The sequence below is a fragment of the Pseudomonas sp. NFPP24 genome (assembly GCF_900112095.1).
Classification (GTDB): domain Bacteria; phylum Pseudomonadota; class Gammaproteobacteria; order Pseudomonadales; family Pseudomonadaceae; genus Aquipseudomonas; species Aquipseudomonas extremorientalis.
In genome coordinates this window covers 314,449-330,430 of record NZ_FOKD01000002.1, presented here as the reverse complement: position 1 = coordinate 330,430, position 15,982 = coordinate 314,449, and the positions used below count along the sequence as shown (strand labels likewise).

General features: G+C 60.1%; 16 protein-coding genes. 11 read left to right on the top strand and 5 right to left on the bottom strand.

All coding sequences use genetic code 11. From position 1 onward, the window contains the following. Nucleotides 1-133: 133 nt before the first annotated feature. From BM026_RS05255 to BM026_RS05240, 4 genes are all read left to right on the top strand, one after another. The gene (locus tag BM026_RS05255; RefSeq protein WP_240039845.1) at nt 134-904 is read left to right on the top strand and encodes an alpha/beta fold hydrolase; all 771 of its coding nucleotides are present in this window, start codon (nt 134-136) and stop codon (nt 902-904) included. Between the two features lie 503 nt (nt 905-1,407). After that, nucleotides 1,408-2,883, top strand: coding sequence for an anthranilate synthase component I family protein (locus tag BM026_RS05250; protein ID WP_093527617.1), 1,476 nt, complete (start codon nt 1,408-1,410; stop codon nt 2,881-2,883). Further along, nucleotides 2,880-3,473, top strand: coding sequence for an anthranilate synthase component II (locus BM026_RS05245; RefSeq protein ID WP_093527615.1), 594 nt, complete (start codon nt 2,880-2,882; stop codon nt 3,471-3,473). The genes BM026_RS05250 and BM026_RS05245 overlap by 4 nt, the downstream gene beginning before the upstream one ends. An 85-nt stretch (nt 3,474-3,558) precedes the next feature. Continuing rightward, nucleotides 3,559-4,326, top strand: a complete 768-nt coding sequence (locus BM026_RS05240; RefSeq protein WP_093527613.1) for a LuxR family transcriptional regulator — start codon at nt 3,559-3,561, stop codon at nt 4,324-4,326. Nucleotides 4,327-4,418: 92 nt separating this feature from the next. Here the strand turns inward: BM026_RS05240 and BM026_RS05235 are convergent, their stop codons facing one another. Genes BM026_RS05235 through BM026_RS05225 form a run of 3 tightly spaced genes read right to left on the bottom strand, consistent with a single transcriptional unit; the run spans nt 4,419 to nt 7,012 of the window. Further along, nucleotides 4,419-5,474 carry an alkene reductase gene (locus BM026_RS05235; RefSeq protein ID WP_093527611.1) on the bottom strand — a complete coding sequence of 352 codons (1,056 nt, stop codon included), beginning with the start codon at nt 5,472-5,474 and terminating at the stop codon, nt 4,419-4,421. A gap of 31 nt (nt 5,475-5,505) precedes the next feature. After that, nucleotides 5,506-6,672 carry an MFS transporter gene (locus BM026_RS05230; protein WP_093527609.1) on the bottom strand — a complete coding sequence of 389 codons (1,167 nt, stop codon included), beginning with the start codon at nt 6,670-6,672 and terminating at the stop codon, nt 5,506-5,508. 13 nt (nt 6,673-6,685) lie between these two features. Further along, the gene (locus tag BM026_RS05225) at nt 6,686-7,012 is read right to left on the bottom strand and encodes an ArsR/SmtB family transcription factor (protein WP_092241301.1); all 327 of its coding nucleotides are present in this window, start codon (nt 7,010-7,012) and stop codon (nt 6,686-6,688) included. A 154-nt stretch (nt 7,013-7,166) separates the two neighbouring features. Here BM026_RS05225 and BM026_RS05220 point away from each other — a divergent pair, with 154 nt between their 5' ends. Beyond that, nucleotides 7,167-7,745, top strand: coding sequence for an acyl carrier protein phosphodiesterase (locus tag BM026_RS05220; protein WP_071488881.1), 579 nt, complete (start codon nt 7,167-7,169; stop codon nt 7,743-7,745). A 118-nt stretch (nt 7,746-7,863) separates the two neighbouring features. Here the strand turns inward: BM026_RS05220 and BM026_RS05215 are convergent, their stop codons facing one another. Continuing rightward, entirely contained in the window at nt 7,864-8,655 is a 792-nt protein-coding gene (locus BM026_RS05215; protein WP_071488882.1) for a lysophospholipid acyltransferase family protein, read from the bottom strand. Then, nucleotides 8,655-9,410: an L-ornithine N(alpha)-acyltransferase gene (gene olsB / locus BM026_RS05210; protein WP_003172415.1), complete on the bottom strand. Its 756-nt coding sequence runs from the start codon at nt 9,408-9,410 to the stop codon at nt 8,655-8,657. Before olsB ends, BM026_RS05215 begins: the two co-directional genes overlap by 1 nt. Nucleotides 9,411-9,660: 250 nt before the next feature. Between olsB and BM026_RS05205 the strand changes: the two genes are divergently transcribed. The 6 genes from BM026_RS05205 (at nt 9,661) to BM026_RS05180 (ending at nt 15,975) form a co-directional block, all read left to right on the top strand. Then, nucleotides 9,661-10,458 (top strand): hypothetical protein, encoded by a 798-nt coding sequence (locus BM026_RS05205; protein ID WP_139216843.1) that lies wholly within the window; start codon nt 9,661-9,663, stop codon nt 10,456-10,458. A 39-nt stretch (nt 10,459-10,497) separates the two neighbouring features. Beyond that, on the top strand, nt 10,498-11,571 hold the full coding sequence (locus BM026_RS05200) for a serine hydrolase domain-containing protein (protein ID WP_092241305.1): 1,074 nt from the start codon (nt 10,498-10,500) through the stop codon (nt 11,569-11,571). Further along, nucleotides 11,568-11,882 carry an amidase gene (locus tag BM026_RS05195; RefSeq protein ID WP_092241307.1) on the top strand — a complete coding sequence of 105 codons (315 nt, stop codon included), beginning with the start codon at nt 11,568-11,570 and terminating at the stop codon, nt 11,880-11,882. The genes BM026_RS05200 and BM026_RS05195 overlap by 4 nt, the downstream gene beginning before the upstream one ends. A gap of 108 nt (nt 11,883-11,990) precedes the next feature. Further along, nucleotides 11,991-13,166, top strand: coding sequence for a M20 aminoacylase family protein (locus BM026_RS05190; RefSeq protein WP_092241308.1), 1,176 nt, complete (start codon nt 11,991-11,993; stop codon nt 13,164-13,166). Between the two features lie 59 nt (nt 13,167-13,225). After that, the gene (locus BM026_RS05185) at nt 13,226-14,536 is read left to right on the top strand and encodes a citrate-proton symporter (protein WP_093527607.1); all 1,311 of its coding nucleotides are present in this window, start codon (nt 13,226-13,228) and stop codon (nt 14,534-14,536) included. Beyond that, nucleotides 14,533-15,975, top strand: a complete 1,443-nt coding sequence (locus BM026_RS05180; protein ID WP_093527605.1) for an amidase — start codon at nt 14,533-14,535, stop codon at nt 15,973-15,975. Before BM026_RS05185 ends, BM026_RS05180 begins: the two co-directional genes overlap by 4 nt. Nucleotides 15,976-15,982 lie beyond the last annotated feature (7 nt).

The following is a 15,982-nucleotide window of genomic DNA, read 5'->3' as shown; positions in this document are numbered from 1 at the left end:
AAGTCAGTGGGTATTGCGCGCCCTGTGTGAGTGCAACCGATTCCGTTACAGACTCAAGGCTCGGCGATGGCAGGGGCGTGGTTACGATGTTCCCTACTTGCAGTCAAGCGGCGAGCGGTCCGGGCCTACCCTGGTGTTCCTGCACGGGCTGGGTGCCAGCAAGGATCAGTGGGGGCCGCACATTTATTCGATGGTGCGCACGCACAACTGTGTGTTCCTGGACCTGCCGGGCGAAGGTGAGTCGTGGTTCGATAACTCACACAGCTATTGCCCAGAGGCTCAGGTCGAGCGTCTGAAGGCGTTTTTCGATGCACAGCGCTTCAACGATCTTGTATTGATAGGCAGTTCCATAGGGGGTTGCATTGCCTGTCTTTACGCGGCCTGCTATCCGGCAGACGTTTCCCGCTTGATTGCGCTGGCGCCTGCAGGGTTGCCGGCGGCACAGCTGAGCCCGGCGATGAGCGAGTTTCTTGAGTCCGGGCGACATCCCTTCGGCTACCGAACGGTGGACGAACTGCAGGGCTTGTGGGCGACCGTGTTTACTCGGCCACCCAAGGTTCCGGCGTTTCTGGCAAGGGCGCTGGCCATCAAGGGGGCGCTGCGTTATGCGAGGGTCGGGAAAATACTGAGGGACTTTCAGGTGGCCGGACTGTATCCGCTGCAGCTGCGATTGAAGCAGGTTGAAGCCCCGACCCTGATAGTGTGGGGGCGCAATGATCGCGTGTTTGATGTTTCGTGCCTGCACGCGGCCTACAGTCTTTTACCGCAGGCAAGCATTTGTATCATCGAGGAGGCAGGGCATGTTCCGTACCTGGAGTGTGCCGAGCAAACTGTGGACGCGCTCAAGCGTTTCTTGTCTGATGAGCGTTGCCCGCACGCCGGTGTGAGTACTTATAAAACGTAGGTAATAGAGGTTGACCCTTAATAATCCTATGAGTAGTATCCAACGGGCATTCGGGAATTAACCCTGCAATGCCCTCAAGACACAGGAAGTCTTAAATGTACTACCGACTATCAGTGCTGAATAACACCCTCGGATCTTGCTCCGAATCCAACACTGCCCATCTTTCGGTTTTCAAAAGCAATATCTGGCGTCGCTAATCCAGCGACCGCCGGTGTCTTGCTGTCTGTTTCAGTCAAACACCCCCCAAGAGTGATTCATTAATAACCGAACGCTGTTATTCGATCTTTCGTGGCTGTTCCCATGGAAATCGTAATACGCGAAGGGTGCGCTGAAGTTGTGTCTCTTTTTTGAGTCTCAACTTTTGCCGGCCTTGAGTGGGCGTGTGGTTAATGAGTCCTTCATATCAATACTTAGAAAGTTGAACTGCCCAACAGTTTGAAACGTCGCCCTGTGCGTTCGAATCTCTGTTGTATGGGCTGCTATCAAGAACAAGGAGTGATGTCATGCGTGGAATAACCACCCCCGTCAGTGTCCAACTGCATAGTGAGCGTATGAAATGTGACCCGCTTGCCGTGTATGAGTCGGCGGCGAAAGTAGTGGGAGCGGAGAAGACGTTTATTCTCGAATCGCTCTCTGGCCCCAGCCGCGATCGCAAGGCGACGATCATCGGAATAGAGCCTCTGCTGGCCGTCAAAATCTACGAGCGCCGTGCAACGCTTGAAGGCGATGAACCGCTGATCAATTACCTGAGAAATGCACTGTCGGAAAACGGAATAGTTGTGGACGCCGCCGGGTGCATAGCGATTGATTCAAGCGATTCCACCTGGGATTTATTGCGTGCGTTACAAGCGCCTTTTAACGTTCCACGCCAGGCTCATCCCAGCCTGGCCTTTTTTGGTTACCTGTCATACGACTGCGTTCGGTTTGTCGAAGATATTCCTGACCTCACCGAGCGAACCAATGATTATCCGATCATTGCATTGACCGTGTTTCAGACGCTGATGTATTTCCACGCCAATGCAACAGTCGATGTCATGGTCAACAACAGTGCCCTGTGGACGTCTCGCAGCACCGATGATTACGTCGCGTTGCTGGCGGATGCGGCCGGGATTCCGGCGGATGACACACCGATCAGTTACCCGTCGGTCACGGTCGCCCGCGATACGGTGCAAAAGGAGCAGTTCCTGGGATGGGTCGATAAGGCGCTGGAGCACATCCGCCAAGGTGACATCTATCAAATCCAGCTGGGTCATGAAGTGCAGGTGGATACGCCGGTCAAGCCGTTCGACGTCTATCGCGCGTTACGCAAGAACAACCCTTCGCCCTACATGTATCTGGCCAACCTGGGGGGCGTTGATCTGATCGGCGCAAGCCCAGAGTTATTCGTTCGTATCAAAGACGAACTGATTGAAATGCGGCCTATCGCCGGTACCGTGGGCAAGACACCGGGCATACCGTCCAGCGAACTGATCCTGAGCATGACGCGTTCTGAAAAAGAACGGGCCGAACATTTGATGCTGGTGGACCTGTGCCGCAATGATATCGGCCGAGTTTGCCAGCCAGGTTCACTTGAGGTGGACGAATTGATGTTGGTGGAGGAGTACTCCCACCTCTATCACATGGTGTCCAACGTGCGAGGGTTACTGCGAAAAGGCTTTGATGCCTTTGACGTGATCAAGGCCTCTTTTCCTGCTGGAACCATGACTGGAGCACCGAAGATCCGTGCCATGCAGATTATCGAAAGCATGGAAAAAAATCGCCGTGGCATCTATGCCGGAGCCGTCGGTCTGATTGGCTTCGACGGCAGTATCAATACAGCGCTCTGTATTCGCTCAGCGGTCCATAAGGATGGGACGTACTACCTGAGGGCTTCGGCGGGCGTGGTCGCCGACTCGGTGGCGGATAACGAGTGGACTGAAACTTTCCACAAGATGGGTTCCGTATACCGTGCTGTTACCGGAAAGGAGATGCTGCAATGAAAGTCTTCCTGATTGATGCCTATGACAGTTTTGTGTTCATCATCAGCCAGTACCTTGAGCAGCTGGGGTTGGAAACCCATGTGGAGCGCAATGATGTTCCGGACCTGATCCAGCGTATCGAAGCCTATGCTCCAGATTTTTGCGTCCTGGGGCCTGGCCCTGGCCATCCGAAGGATGCCGGCTATATCGAAGTCATCCAGCACTTCAAAGGGCGCCTGCCGATTTTGGGGGTATGCCTTGGGCACCAAGCCATCGGTCTGGCATTCGGCGGTTCGGTCATTCGGGCCGACCATGTGATGCATGGCAAGATCAGCACCATTGAGAACGATGGTTGTGGCGTCTACACCCACACCCAAGGGCGCTCGATCAAAGCGACCCGCTACCATTCGCTGATCATTGATCATCAGTGTCTGGCGCAGCAATTGGCCGTGACCTCCACCTCGACGGATGATGGATACATCATGGGTGTCCGGCATCTGGAGTATTCGATCGAGGGTGTCCAGTTTCATCCCGAGAGCATTTTGACGGAGAACGGCCTTGGCATATTCAGAAGCTTCATAGAGCAGCATTGCCGCCCATCAGGGTCATAAATGACGGGCACCGGGTCGACAGTGCTCGACCCGTTTTCAACACTAAGTTATGTCAGAAAGCTTCTATGGATGGCAGGGATTCATCGTGGATGACTTATTTAAGTATAGAAAGGAAGGCGTACAGCCGAAGGTAGACTTCAAGCACGTGTTGGATGATTTCTCCCTACTCGCCAATGACTTGCATCGTCGTAACTGGGAGCGTCACCTGCGTAAAATCCTGCGGCGCATCGGCTATGAACGCTACTTGTTGAGCTTGGGGCCTTCGACAACCCATGATCCCTTCAACAGAATCATGACGACTTACCCTTCTGACTGGCTGAAGCGGTACAAGGATGAAAACTTCATTCAAGTGGACCCCATCATCAGGCATTGCCGTCATCACTTTGCCCCGCTGTTTTGGGGGCGCGCGCGCCTACAGGCGAGAGGCTGTTCCAACCGATTCTGGAAGGAGCGGGAGGGGTATGGCCTATTACGAGGCGTGAGTATTCCCCTGCGGTTCAACGAGATGGCCGGATCACTCAATGTTGCCCAATGTGTGAGCGACACAGATGAACTTGCCGATGATCTGAATGGCCCGTTGGGCATGTTGTTTATGTTGATTCCGTTTTTATTGGAAGGCTCGCAGAAACACTTGAAAACTGTGGGCGAACCACCCAGCAGCCTGACATTGCGTGAGTCCGAGGTGTTGAAATGGACCGGGGTGGGTAAAACGACGTGGGAAATGAGCTGCATCCTGGGTTGCTCGGAACGAACCATCAACTTTCATATCGCGAATGCAAGTCGCAAGTTGGGGTCTTTCAGTCGTCGGCAAGCCGTCGGTGTGGCGTTGGCGCAAGGGTTGATCTCGCTGTAGGTCGCCCATTTCAAATGGCACAGCGTGTTTTCAGTTGACGAGAAAAAAGCCCCGGCACTCATGCGCGGGGCTTTTCGTTTCGCTCGATTACATCACAGAGCCAGCGTCGGATAGTCGATGTAACCCACTGGGCCTTTGCTATAGAAAGTATCTGGGCGGGCTTCATTCAATGGCGCATCAGCCTTCAAGCGCGCTGGCAAATCCGGGTTGGCAATGAACGGCACACCCCACGCCACGGCATCGGCTTTGCCTTCGGCCAGCCAGGCGTTGGCGCTGTCCTTGGTGAAGCGTTCGTTGGCGATGTACACGCCGCCGAAAGCCTTCTTGAGTTGTGGACCGAGGCTGTCGCCGGCTTCTTTCTCACGGGAGCAGATAAACGCGATGCCACGCTTGCCCAGTTCGCTGGCAACGTAGGTAAAGGTTTCCGCCAGGTTGTCATCGCCCATGTCATGGGAGTCGGCGCGCGGTGCCAGGTGCACACCCACGCGGCCAGCGCCCCAGACGTCGATGGCGGCGTCGGTCACTTCCAGCAGCAGGCGTGCACGGTTTTCCAGGGAGCCGCCGTACTGATCGGTGCGCTTGTTGGTGCTGCTTTGCAGGAACTGGTCGAGCAGGTAACCGTTGGCGCCGTGGATTTCCACGCCGTCGAAGCCGGCAGCCTTGGCGTTCTCGGCACCGGTGCGGTAGGCATCGACGATGTCGGCGATTTCCGCGGTTTCCAGGGCGCGTGGGGTCGGGTAGTCCGCCAGTGGACGCACCAGGCTGACGTGGCCTTTAGGCTGGATCGCGCTCGGGGCTACCGGGCTTTCGCCGTTCAGGTACGACTCATGGGAAATACGGCCCACGTGCCACAGTTGCAAGAAGATCTTGCCGCCCGCGCCGTGCACGGCCTTGGTCACGTTGGCCCAGCCGCGCACCTGGTCGTTGGACCAGATGCCTGGGGTGTCCGGGTAGCCCACGCCCATCGGCGTCACGGAAGTGGCTTCACTGAGGATCAGCCCGGCGGAAGCGCGTTGCACGTAGTACTCGGCCATCAGCGCGTTGGGCACGCGACCGGCGTCGGCACGGCAGCGGGTCAGCGGCGCCATGATGATGCGGTTCGACAGTTCCAGGTCGCCCAGTTTGATCGGATCGAAAATAGTCGTCATGGGATAACACCTTTCTCTATTAAGTGGTTGATCAGTGGGTAGCGAGGGCCAGGTCGGCATCGCCGCCCTGACGGAAAGTAATCAGCGTCACCAGCAGCGCGAGAATCGCCAGGGCCGCTGCGGCCAAGGGCACGCTGGTCAGGCCGAAACCGTGGGCGATCACACTGCCGCCTACCCAGGCACCCAGGGCGTTGCCGATGTTGAACGCGCCGATGTTCAGGGTGGACACCAGGTTCGGTGCGGCCTTGCCGAAGGTCACCACGTTGATCTGCAACGCAGGCACGGCGGCAAACGAGGCGGTGGCCCACAGGAACAGGGTGATTTCGGTGGGGATCACGGCGACGCTGGTCCAGGTCAGTGCCGTGGAGACCACCGCCATGCTGATGAACACGCCGACCAGGGTGGCCCCCAGGCGCTTGTCCGCCAGCTTGCCGCCGATGATGTTACCCACGGTGAGGCCCAGGCCGATCAGCAGCAGGGTCCAGGTCACGCCCTTGGGCGACACGCCGGTGACATCGCCGAGCAGCGGCGCGACGTAGGTGAATAGGGTGAACATGGACGCGGCAAACAGCGCGGTCATGCTCAGCGACAGCCAGATGCCGGCGCCCTTGAGGGCGGCGAGTTCGGCGCGCATGTCGAGTTTTTCTTCATCACGCCTGGCCGGCAGGAAGCGGATCAGGCCGATCAACGCCACCACCCCAATCACCGTCACCGCCCAGAAGGTCGAGCGCCAGCCGGCTGCCTGGCCCAGCGCGGTGCCCAGCGGCACGCCGAGCACATTGGCCAGGGTCAGGCCGGTGAACATCAGGGCCACGGCCGAAGCACGCTTGTTGGCCGGCACCAGGTTGGCCGCCACCACTGAACCGATCCCAAAGAACGCACCGTGGCACAGCGCGGTGACCACACGGGCAAACATCAGCACGTTGTAGTCGCTGGCCAGGGCGCAGAGCAGGTTGCCGATAATGAAGATGCCCATCAACGCTACCAGCGCCGCCTTGCGTGGCAATTTGGCGGTGGCCAATGCCATGAAGGGCGCGCCGATGGCCACGCCCAGGGCGTAACCGGTCACCAGCCAGCCGGCGCCGGGAATCGACACACCCAGGTCCGTCGCCACATCGGGCAACAAGCCCATGATGACGAACTCGGTGGTGCCGATGGCGAAGGCGCTGAGGGCCAGTATGAGGAGCGAGAGGGGCATTGGCGTTTCCTTGTTACAACGCGGCGCTGTCGTGCGCGTTGAGTTCGGTGGTGAGCGCCGCGAGGAAGGCCTGGATGGTGTCCTCGTTGCGTTTGAAAAAGTGCCACTGGCCGGCCTTCTGGCTGCTGATCAACCCGGCGCGTTGCAGGGTGGCCAGGTGGGCCGATACCGTCGACTGGGACAAGCCGCAGCGCTGGTCGATCTGCCCGGCGCAGATGCCGTATTCGTGGTTGTGCAGTTGCTCGGGGAATTGCACTTTCGGGTCTTTCAGCCAGGTGAGGATGTCTCGTCGTACTGGGTGTGCCAGGGCTTTTATTATTTCGTCGAGGTCGATGGACATGGCAGGTGCTCGGTTGCGTACAGCGTTATATCGCGATGAGGCGAACTTTAAATCGGTCTATCCCGATATACCAATATGATTTTGGTCTGAGCCTAGGCTCATTCGGTATATCGGGTTATAACGATACGTTGACGGCAGTGGTAGACTGCGCGCCATGAATTATCTCGCACATCTGCACCTGGGCGGCCAACTTCCTGCGCAACTGCTGGGCAGCCTCTATGGCGACTTTGTCAAAGGCCGCCTGCAGGGCCAGTTCAGCCCCCAAATCGAATCGGCGATCCAGCTGCATCGTTCCATCGACCGCTTCACCGACAGCCACCCTCTGGTGGGGGAGGCGTTGTCACGCTTCAGCCTGACCCGCAGGCGTTATGCCGGGATCGTCCTCGATGTGTTTTTCGACCACTGCCTGGCGCGGGATTGGGCGCTATATGCCGACCAGCCACTGGAACACTTCACCTCGCAGGTGTACCGCGTGCTTGCCGCCGAACCGCAATTGCCGGGGCGACTGGCGCAGATTGCGCCGTATATGGCGGCGGATGATTGGCTGGGTTCGTACCGAGAGTTTGCAGTGATGGAGCAGGTGTTGCGGGGGATTTCGCGGCGGCTGACACAACCCGAGGAACTGGGGCATGCCATGCACGAGTTACGAGAGTTGTACGAGCCGCTGAGTGAAGATTTCCGACGGTTCTACCCCGAGCTGCAAGCATTCGCACAGATCCAACTGACAAGGTAAAGCTGAATGTGGGAGGGGGCTTACCCCGATAGCAATGGTTCAGTCAAAGCATGCAGTGACTGACACACCCCAATCGGGGGCAAGCCCCCTCCCACATTTGAACGGTGTTCACTTGAGTTCAGGCAGCGAATGCTGGTCGAGCATCCACATGTTCCGCTTCCGGCACCGGCCCGAACAACGCCTTCTGCACTGCCTGCTGCGCTTGATACGCCAGCGCCGCACGTTCCTGCCCGGCACAGGCAATCGGCGTGAGCACATGGATTTCCACATCGCCCTGGTCATTGGCAAACAAGCGCATCAAGTGCGAGAGCAAATCATCGTCGCCAATAAAGGGTGCCAGCGGGTCCACTTGCCCATCACGCAGGTAACGGATCGCCACGGGTTGCAGCGACACATCCGCATCGATCGCACTGGCCAGCAGGCGCCCGTGGAACGTACGCAGGCTGCGCCCATCGGTGGTGGTGCCTTCCGGGAACATCAACAGCGGGTGCTGTTGCTCCAGGTGGCGGGTCATCTGCTTGCGGATCAACTGGCTGTCGCCCGAACCCCGGCGGATAAACAAGCTGCCAGCCTTGGCCGCCAACCAGCCCGCCACCGGCCAGGTGCGCACTTCGGCCTTGGACAGGAATGACATCGGCGCCACGGCGCCGAGCAGCGGAATATCGGTCCAGGACACGTGATTGCTCACCCATAGCATCGGCTGCGTTGGCAATTCGCCGTGCACCGTCACGCGAAAGGGCAGGGCGTTGGTCAGGCGCGCCATGAAAAACCGCGACCAACGCTGGCGCCGCACCATCGAATTGGCGATCCCCAAGCGCTCGAACACCCCAAACACACTGGCCATGCTCAGGCCCAGCGCCACCACCACCAGCACGCGGGCAATGCGCCCGTAAACCCGCAGGCGGCTCATCACATTGCAGCCTTGAAGTGGCGCGCGTAACGCGGGCACAGTTCATCGCGCTTGAGCAGGATGAACACGTCGGCCACCTGGAAATCTTCATCCCAGCACGGCTCGCCGCAGATCTTCGCACCCAGGCGCATGTAAGCCTTGAGCAACGGCGGCATCTCGGCGATCACGTTGGACGGCAAGTCCAGCGCCGGCAGCGGTTTTTTCGGTTCGGCGCGCAGGTGTTCGTTGCACAGGTAGCGTTCGCGCAGGCGCTGCATGATCGCGTGGGCCTGGATGCCGCCGTCGTGCATCGGGATGCTCGCGCAACCCATCAGGTAGCTGTAGCCGCCCTGGTTGAGCACTTCGGCCAATTCGCCCCACAACACCGCGATGGTGCCGCCGTTGCGGTAAGCGGGGTCGACGCAGGTGCGGCCGATCTCCAGGATCGGGCCTTGCAGGTGCAGCAGGCCATGCAGGCTGAATTCTTCTTCGCTGTAGAACCGGCCCAGGGTGCTGGCCGCCTGATGGTCCAGCAAACGGGTGGTGGCCACCAGTCGACCGCTGTTCAAGTCCCGCACACCGATGTGGCTGCAGTGAACATCATAGTCATCCATGTCCAGGCCCAGTTCCGCGCCTTTCAGCTTGGCGTTGAACTCGCCGCTGAACACGTTGAACCGCAGGGCCTGGGCTTCCTGCAACGCCTGCGCGCCAACCAGGCGTTCGGCTTGCAGACGGCGTTCATTGCCGGTGTCGCTGATGCGGGCGATCTGAGTCATGGCGAATCTCCGAGTGCCAGCCACCTTTCGGCCGGTCGACTTGTTTGTCCAAAGTCAGGCTATGTAGGCTCGGTGTCATCTCCATGAAGTTATGGTGACGCTTGGATGACAGCGCCTTGCAAGCCGCAGGGCAGAAGACCGCGGGAACCCAATGAGGGGTATTGGTCACCCAGTGGCCGGGTTTGAAGGCAGTTGGGCCTTCAAGCTGTCAGGAGCTTCAGACAGGCTCCGCTTTTCAGAGCGCTGACCTATGCCAAATCCCGTTGCTACGCAGTTTCCCCCGCGTCCTGACACGACACCATCGGCCTTCCCGCCGACTTCCTTTTCAGTCCCTGCGCCTCTGGAAGGGCATACCGGCACACGGGTTAAAGATGGTCGTACCTATGGCGAAAAGATGAGTCAAAAGCCCAATGTTTCGGGAGAGAAACTATTTGACTACAAACCTGCGGCGTCCACCGGTGGAGGGAAAGTCGGAAATATCTGGGGCGATTTCAGTCAGTGGAACAAAGCAAATTGCTCGACTGTTGCGGCGATCAAGGCGGTGATGATGCAATTTGGCAAGCGTCCTACGGACGTATTCAAATCGGTGCGTGAAACGGCCGATGGCTACCATGTCACGCTGAGAAACGGGGAATCGACGTTCTTGACGAAGGACGAATTGAAACAGGCCGCAGCTGTTGCGCAGCTTAAAGGCGAAGATCCGATGACGGTGTTGTATGCCAATTTCATGTTCGCGGTCAGCGCCAAACGGTATCAGGAGTCTGGCCCGGCGAGCTTTACCGAGGCGATGCACGTGCTGAATAGCGGCGGCCGCCTTGAATATGCATTCAGGCGGCTAGGTGTTTGGGACGAGGTGGAGGCTGTGCCGCCTGAGCAGTTGGCCCAGGGTCGGATGGGCGTCTTTGAATCAAACGGTCACGCCGCTTTGGTGTTTAAGGGGCGAGAGGAGCGTTGGGGCAAGCGGGGAGGGCCTTCACCAACAAAGGTTATTGACGTGGCGTATGCCTTCAAGAACAGAGCGGTGTCTTCAAACGGTCATTGGCATTGACTAGCCTCCCGGGTTTGATCGTTCCTTGAGTCTGCGTCCATGGTCAGAGGCCTGTTGTATGTTGCCCTGCTGTTTGTCACTGTTGCCACCCATGCCGAAACCTGGCCTGACAAGGACTGGCTCAAGGCCACGCCGCTCGAAGGCCCTGCTGTCGATGCCCTAAATGCCTACGCGTTCCCGCCGCGTGACGACACCACCCGCAAAGGCATCCGCACCGATGCGCTGTTGGTGATCCGCGATGGTGTGATCCTCTATGAGCGCTACGCCGCGCCCACCACCGCCAGCACCCCGCACCTGACCTGGTCGGTCAGCAAAAGCCTGATGGCCACGGTGCTCGGCGTGGCCTACGGCGAGAACCGCTTCAAACTCTCCGATCCCGCCGCGCGCTTTTACCCGCCGATGAAACAACACCCCAAGGTGACCATGGCCGACCTGCTGAACTGGGCCTCGGGCCTGGACTGGCAGGAAGACTACGAATACGCCCCGCTGAAATCGTCAGTGGTGGCGATGCTCTACACCCGTGGTCGCGGTGACATGGCCGACTTTGCCGCTGACACCGACGCGACGGCTGAGCCGGGCCAGGTGTTCCGTTATTCGAGCGGCGACACCAATATCCTGTCCGCCACCCTCAAGGGCATGCTCGGCCACAAGGCCTATATGAGTTACCCGTGGGATGCGCTGTTCAAGCCGCTGGGTATTCGCAACGCCACCTGGGAAACCGACGCCGACGAAACCTTCGTCGCCTCGTCCTACGCCTACCTCACCGCCCGCGACCTGGCACGGGTCGGCCTGCTGATGGCGCGGGACGGGCGTTGGGGCGATCAACAACTGCTGCCCAAAGACTGGGTCGCCTTCAATCGCCAGCCCTTCGACAAATACAAGGTCGGCCAGGATGAAGCCGTCCCGGGTGGGCATTGGTGGCTCAATACCGGCGCGTCGAGACCCTGGCCTGACGCCCCCGCCAACACCTTCGCCGCCCTCGGCCACTGGGGCCAGGCGTTATACGTGATGCCCGATGAACACCTGGTGATCGTGCGCTACGGCGATGACCGCGACGGCAGCTATCGCCATAACGAACTGCTCAAGCGCGTGCTGGCGGCGGTGCAACCATGATTCGTCGTCGGCCGTTTACCAGCCTGTTGCTGTTGCTGTTGCTCGCCTTGCTGGGGTGGGGCTGGCACGAACGCGTCAACCTGCAAGCCTTCCCCGACATCATCGCGGCGTATACGGCCAAGGAATACTGTTCGTGCCGGTATGTGCAGAACAATCCGGCGGCGTATTGCCGCGGGTATGTGAAGCAGTACGTGCCGACCAGTGCGTTCAGTGATAACCCGGAGCGCAGTGAGGTAGCGGCGAGCGGGTTGGGGCGCACGCACACGGCGAGGTGGCTGGGCGACCGCCAGGGGTGTCGCCTGGAGCCCTGAGGTTCCACAGGGTGGAACCACCTTTGATTGTCCTCCTGCGCACTTCGCGGTTATCTGGCGATGTGCAGCAAACAAGAACGGGAACACCCGCCTGTGAGGAGAATCACCATGCGCCCACACCAGCACATCCTGGATTGGCTCAGCGACGTTGCCGGCGACTTGCGCGCCGTGCGCCACGACATTCACGCCCATCCTGAACTCGGTTTCGAAGAGAACCGCACCTCGGCCCTCGTGGCGCAGTGCCTGAGGGAATGGGGCTATGAGGTGCACACCGGCATCGGCAAGACCGGCGTGGTGGGCGTGCTGCGCAATGGCAGCAGCTCGCGCACCCTGGGCATCCGCGCTGACATGGATGCGTTGCCCATCATCGAAACTACCGGCGCGGCCTACACCAGCCAGCACGCCGGTTGCATGCATGCCTGCGGGCATGACGGCCACACCACCATGCTGCTTGGCGCCGCGCGTTACCTGGCGGCGACGCGGCAATTCGACGGCACGTTGAACCTGATTTTCCAGCCTGCCGAAGAGGGCCAGGGTGGTGCCGAAGCCATGTTGGCCGATGGTTTGCTGGAGCGCTTCCCCTGCGATGGATTGTTTGGCATGCACAACATGCCGGGGCTGCCGGCGGGGCATCTGGGGTTGCGCGTCGGGCCGATGATGGCGTCGCAGGACTTGCTCACGGTGACCCTCGAAGGCGTTGGCGGCCATGGCTCCATGCCACATCTGACGGTGGACCCGTTGGTAGCGGCGGCGAGCCTGGTCATGGCGTTGCAGACGGTGGTGGCGCGCAATATCGACACTCAGGAAGCGGCCGTGGTCACGGTGGGCGCGCTGCAAGCGGGCCAGGCAGCCAATGTGATTCCCCAAGAGGCGCTGTTGCGTCTGAGCCTGCGCGCGCTCAACCCCAAGGTGCGCGAACAGATGCTGGAGCGCGTGCTCGCCATCATCCACACCCAGGCTGCCAGCTTTGGCTGCACGGCGCAGATCGAACACCGCCCGGCCTATCCGGTGCTGGTCAATCACGCCGAAGAAACCGAGTTCGCTCGCCAGGTTGGCGTCGCCTTGCTAGGCGCCGATGCGGTGGACGGCAACACCCGCACGCTGATGGGCAGCGAAGACTTCGCCTGGATGCTGCAACGCTGCCCCGGCAGCTATCTGTTCATCGGCAATGGCGTGTCGCGGCCGATGGTGCATAACCCCGCCTATGACTTCAACGACGATATCCTGCTGACGGGTGCCGCCTATTGGGGCGCGCTGGCCGAGAGCTGGCTCAAGCCTGTCTGACGATCTTCTTTTTCTGCCGCTGGACCCTTTCCCTCGATCGGTTGAATGGAGTGTTCCTCATGCAGACTGCAAAACCAGGTGTGTCCCGCACCCGCCAAGTGGTGGCGGCCGTAATCGGCAATGCGCTGGAATGGTATGACTTCATTGTCTACGGCTTTCTGGCGAGCATCATTGCCCGGCAGTTTTTTCCTTCGGATGACGAGTACGCGTCGCTGTTGATGGCCTTGGCCACTTTTGGCGTGGGCTTTTTCATGCGCCCGGTGGGGGGCATCCTGCTGGGGATCTATTCCGACCGCAAAGGCCGCAAGGCCGCGATGCAGTTGATTATCCGGCTGATGACCGTGTCCATCGCATTGATCGCGTTCGCGCCCAATTACGCCGCCATCGGCATGGGCGCGCCGTTGTTGATCGTGGTGGCACGCATGCTTCAAGGGTTTGCCACCGGCGGTGAATACGCGAGCGCAACGGCGTTTCTGGTGGAAAGCGCTCCGGCCCATCGCAAGGGCTTATATGGCTCCTGGCAATTGGTGGGGCAATGCCTGGCCGTGTTCGGCGGCGCAGCGATGGTGGCGGCGGTCACGCATTTCTTTTCGCCGCAAACCCTCGACCTGTGGGGGTGGCGCTTGCCGTTCGTGTTCGGTTTGCTGATTGGCCCGGTGGGCCTGTGGATTCGTCGGCACATGGAAGATCCAGAGGAGTTCATCGAGGCACGCAAACAGGCGAGCGGCCCGGCGCCGAGCCTGGTGCAGGTGGTGCGCGAGTACAGACGCGGCATCCTCGTCTCCATGGGCCTGGCCTGTGGTGCGACGGTGTCGTTCTATGTGGTGCTGGTGAACATGCCGACCTTCGCCCACAAAAGCCTTGGTCTGCCACTGGACCAAGTATTGATGGTGCAGATGTTTGCGGTGGCGCTGATGACCGTGGTGATTCCACTGTCCGGGCTGCTCTCGGATCGCCTGGGGCGGCGGCCGGTGTTGATGGCATTCACCCTCGCATTCTTCGTCATGGTTTATCCGCTGTACGTGTGGGTCGCCGCCGCACCGTCCATCGAGCGGCTGCTGGCGATGCAGGTGCTGCTGTGCACAGCCATCGGTGGTTTTTTCGGGCCGGCACCGACGGCATTGGCCGAGCAGTTTCCCATCGAAGTTCGCTCGACCGGTGTATCGGTCGCCTATAACGTGGCGGTCATGGTGTTCGGCGGTTTCGCACCGTTGATCGTCACGTGGCTGACCAAAGTGCTGGGCACGCCCGTCGCGCCATCCTTCTATGTCTTGTTCGCTTGCGTGCTGACGCTGCTGGGCACTTACTGCATGCATGAGGCACTGCGGGCCAAGCGACCACTGCCGTTTTCCAAAGAGGTGAAGCCTTGAGTATTGTTGATTGGGATGCCACCGAACTGTCGCGGGCAATCCACGCGCGACAAGTGTCGTGCGTAGAGGTGGTGCAGGCCTATCTGGCGCAGATTCAGCGCTTCAATCCGAGGGTGAATGCGCTGGTGTCGCTGCGCGATGCCGATGACGTGTTGGCCGAGGCGCGGGAACGTGATCGCGAGTTGGACCAGGGCCAGTCACGTGGCTGGATGCACGGCATGCCCCAGGCGATCAAGGATCTGGCGGCTACCAAAGGCTTGCGTACGACGCTGGGTTCGCCCTTGTTCGCCGAGCACGTGCCCACTGAAGACGCCATCAGCGTGGCTCGGGTGCGTGCCAGTGGCGCGATCATCATCGGCAAGAGCAACGTGCCGGAGTTCGGCCTGGGTTCGCAGACCTACAACACGCTGTTCGGCACCACTGTCAATGCCTACGACCCCAGCCTGGTAGCCGGCGGTAGCAGCGGCGGGGCGGCCGTGGCCGTGGCGCTGCGCATGCTGCCGGTGGCCGATGGCAGCGACATGATGGGCTCGCTGCGCAACCCGGCGGCGTTCAACAATGTGTTTGGCTTGCGTCCGTCACAAGGCTGCGTACCTCACGGGCCTATGCCTGAAATGTTCGTGCAACAGTTGGGCACCGAAGGCCCGATGGGCCGCAGCGTGACGGATGTAGCGCGGTTGCTGGGTATCCAGGCGGGTTATGACCCTCGGGTGCCATTGTCGTCCAAGGACGATCCGACGGTGTTCAGCCAGCCCTTGCAGCGTGATTTCAAGGGCGCACGCCTGGGTTGGCTGGGGGATTACAACGGCTACCTGCCGATGGACGACGGTGTGCTGAGCCTGTGCGAATCAGCCCTCGATGATTTCATCGCGTTGGGGTGCACGGTGGAAAGCTGTCAGCCGGACTTTTCCATGGCGCGGCTGTGGCGCAGCTGGTTGGTGCATCGCCACTGGCTGGTGCACGGCAACCTCGGCGCGGCCTACGCCAACCCTCAGAAACGTGCGCGGCTCAAGCCCGAAGCGCAATGGGAAGTCGAGGGCGGCCTGAATCTGACGGCCCAGCAGGTGTACCAGGCGTCGGTGGACCGCAGCGCGTGGTATCGCGCCCTCGCCAAACTGTTCGAGCACTACGATTTCCTGCTGTTACCGACTGCCCAAGTGTTCCCTTTCGAGGCACAACAACCCTGGCCGCGCCACGTTGGCGGGCGTGAGATGGACACCTATCACCGCTGGATGGAAGTGGTAATCGGCCCGACCCTGGCGGGGCTGCCGAGCATGAGCATCCCGGTGGGCTTCAACCCCCAGGGCCTGCCCATGGGCATGCAGATCATCGGCCCGGCCCAGGCGGATCGGGCGGTGTTGCAATTGGCCTATGCTCATGAACAGCTGACGCAATGGGTGCAGCGTCGACCGCCGACGTGCCTTGAATCGACGGGTTGAGCCACGA

What these genes read in the sequence shown, in the direction of transcription:
- BM026_RS05250 (WP_093527617.1), top strand. Translation starts at nt 1,408, where the DNA reads ATGCGTGGAATAACCACCCCCGTCAGTGTCCAACTGCATAGTGAGCGT.
- BM026_RS05245 (WP_093527615.1), top strand. Translation starts at nt 2,880, where the DNA reads ATGAAAGTCTTCCTGATTGATGCCTATGACAGTTTTGTGTTCATCATC.
- BM026_RS05235 (WP_093527611.1), bottom strand. Translation starts at nt 5,474, where the DNA reads ATGACGACTATTTTCGATCCGATCAAACTGGGCGACCTGGAACTGTCG.
- BM026_RS05230 (WP_093527609.1), bottom strand. Translation starts at nt 6,672, where the DNA reads ATGCCCCTCTCGCTCCTCATACTGGCCCTCAGCGCCTTCGCCATCGGC.
- BM026_RS05225 (WP_092241301.1), bottom strand. Translation starts at nt 7,012, where the DNA reads ATGTCCATCGACCTCGACGAAATAATAAAAGCCCTGGCACACCCAGTA.
- BM026_RS05220 (WP_071488881.1), top strand. Translation starts at nt 7,167, where the DNA reads ATGAATTATCTCGCACATCTGCACCTGGGCGGCCAACTTCCTGCGCAA.
- BM026_RS05215 (WP_071488882.1), bottom strand. Translation starts at nt 8,655, where the DNA reads ATGAGCCGCCTGCGGGTTTACGGGCGCATTGCCCGCGTGCTGGTGGTG.
- olsB (WP_003172415.1), bottom strand. Translation starts at nt 9,410, where the DNA reads ATGACTCAGATCGCCCGCATCAGCGACACCGGCAATGAACGCCGTCTG.
- BM026_RS05205 (WP_139216843.1), top strand. Translation starts at nt 9,661, where the DNA reads ATGCCAAATCCCGTTGCTACGCAGTTTCCCCCGCGTCCTGACACGACA.
- BM026_RS05200 (WP_092241305.1), top strand. Translation starts at nt 10,498, where the DNA reads ATGGTCAGAGGCCTGTTGTATGTTGCCCTGCTGTTTGTCACTGTTGCC.
- BM026_RS05195 (WP_092241307.1), top strand. Translation starts at nt 11,568, where the DNA reads ATGATTCGTCGTCGGCCGTTTACCAGCCTGTTGCTGTTGCTGTTGCTC.
- BM026_RS05190 (WP_092241308.1), top strand. Translation starts at nt 11,991, where the DNA reads ATGCGCCCACACCAGCACATCCTGGATTGGCTCAGCGACGTTGCCGGC.
- BM026_RS05185 (WP_093527607.1), top strand. Translation starts at nt 13,226, where the DNA reads ATGCAGACTGCAAAACCAGGTGTGTCCCGCACCCGCCAAGTGGTGGCG.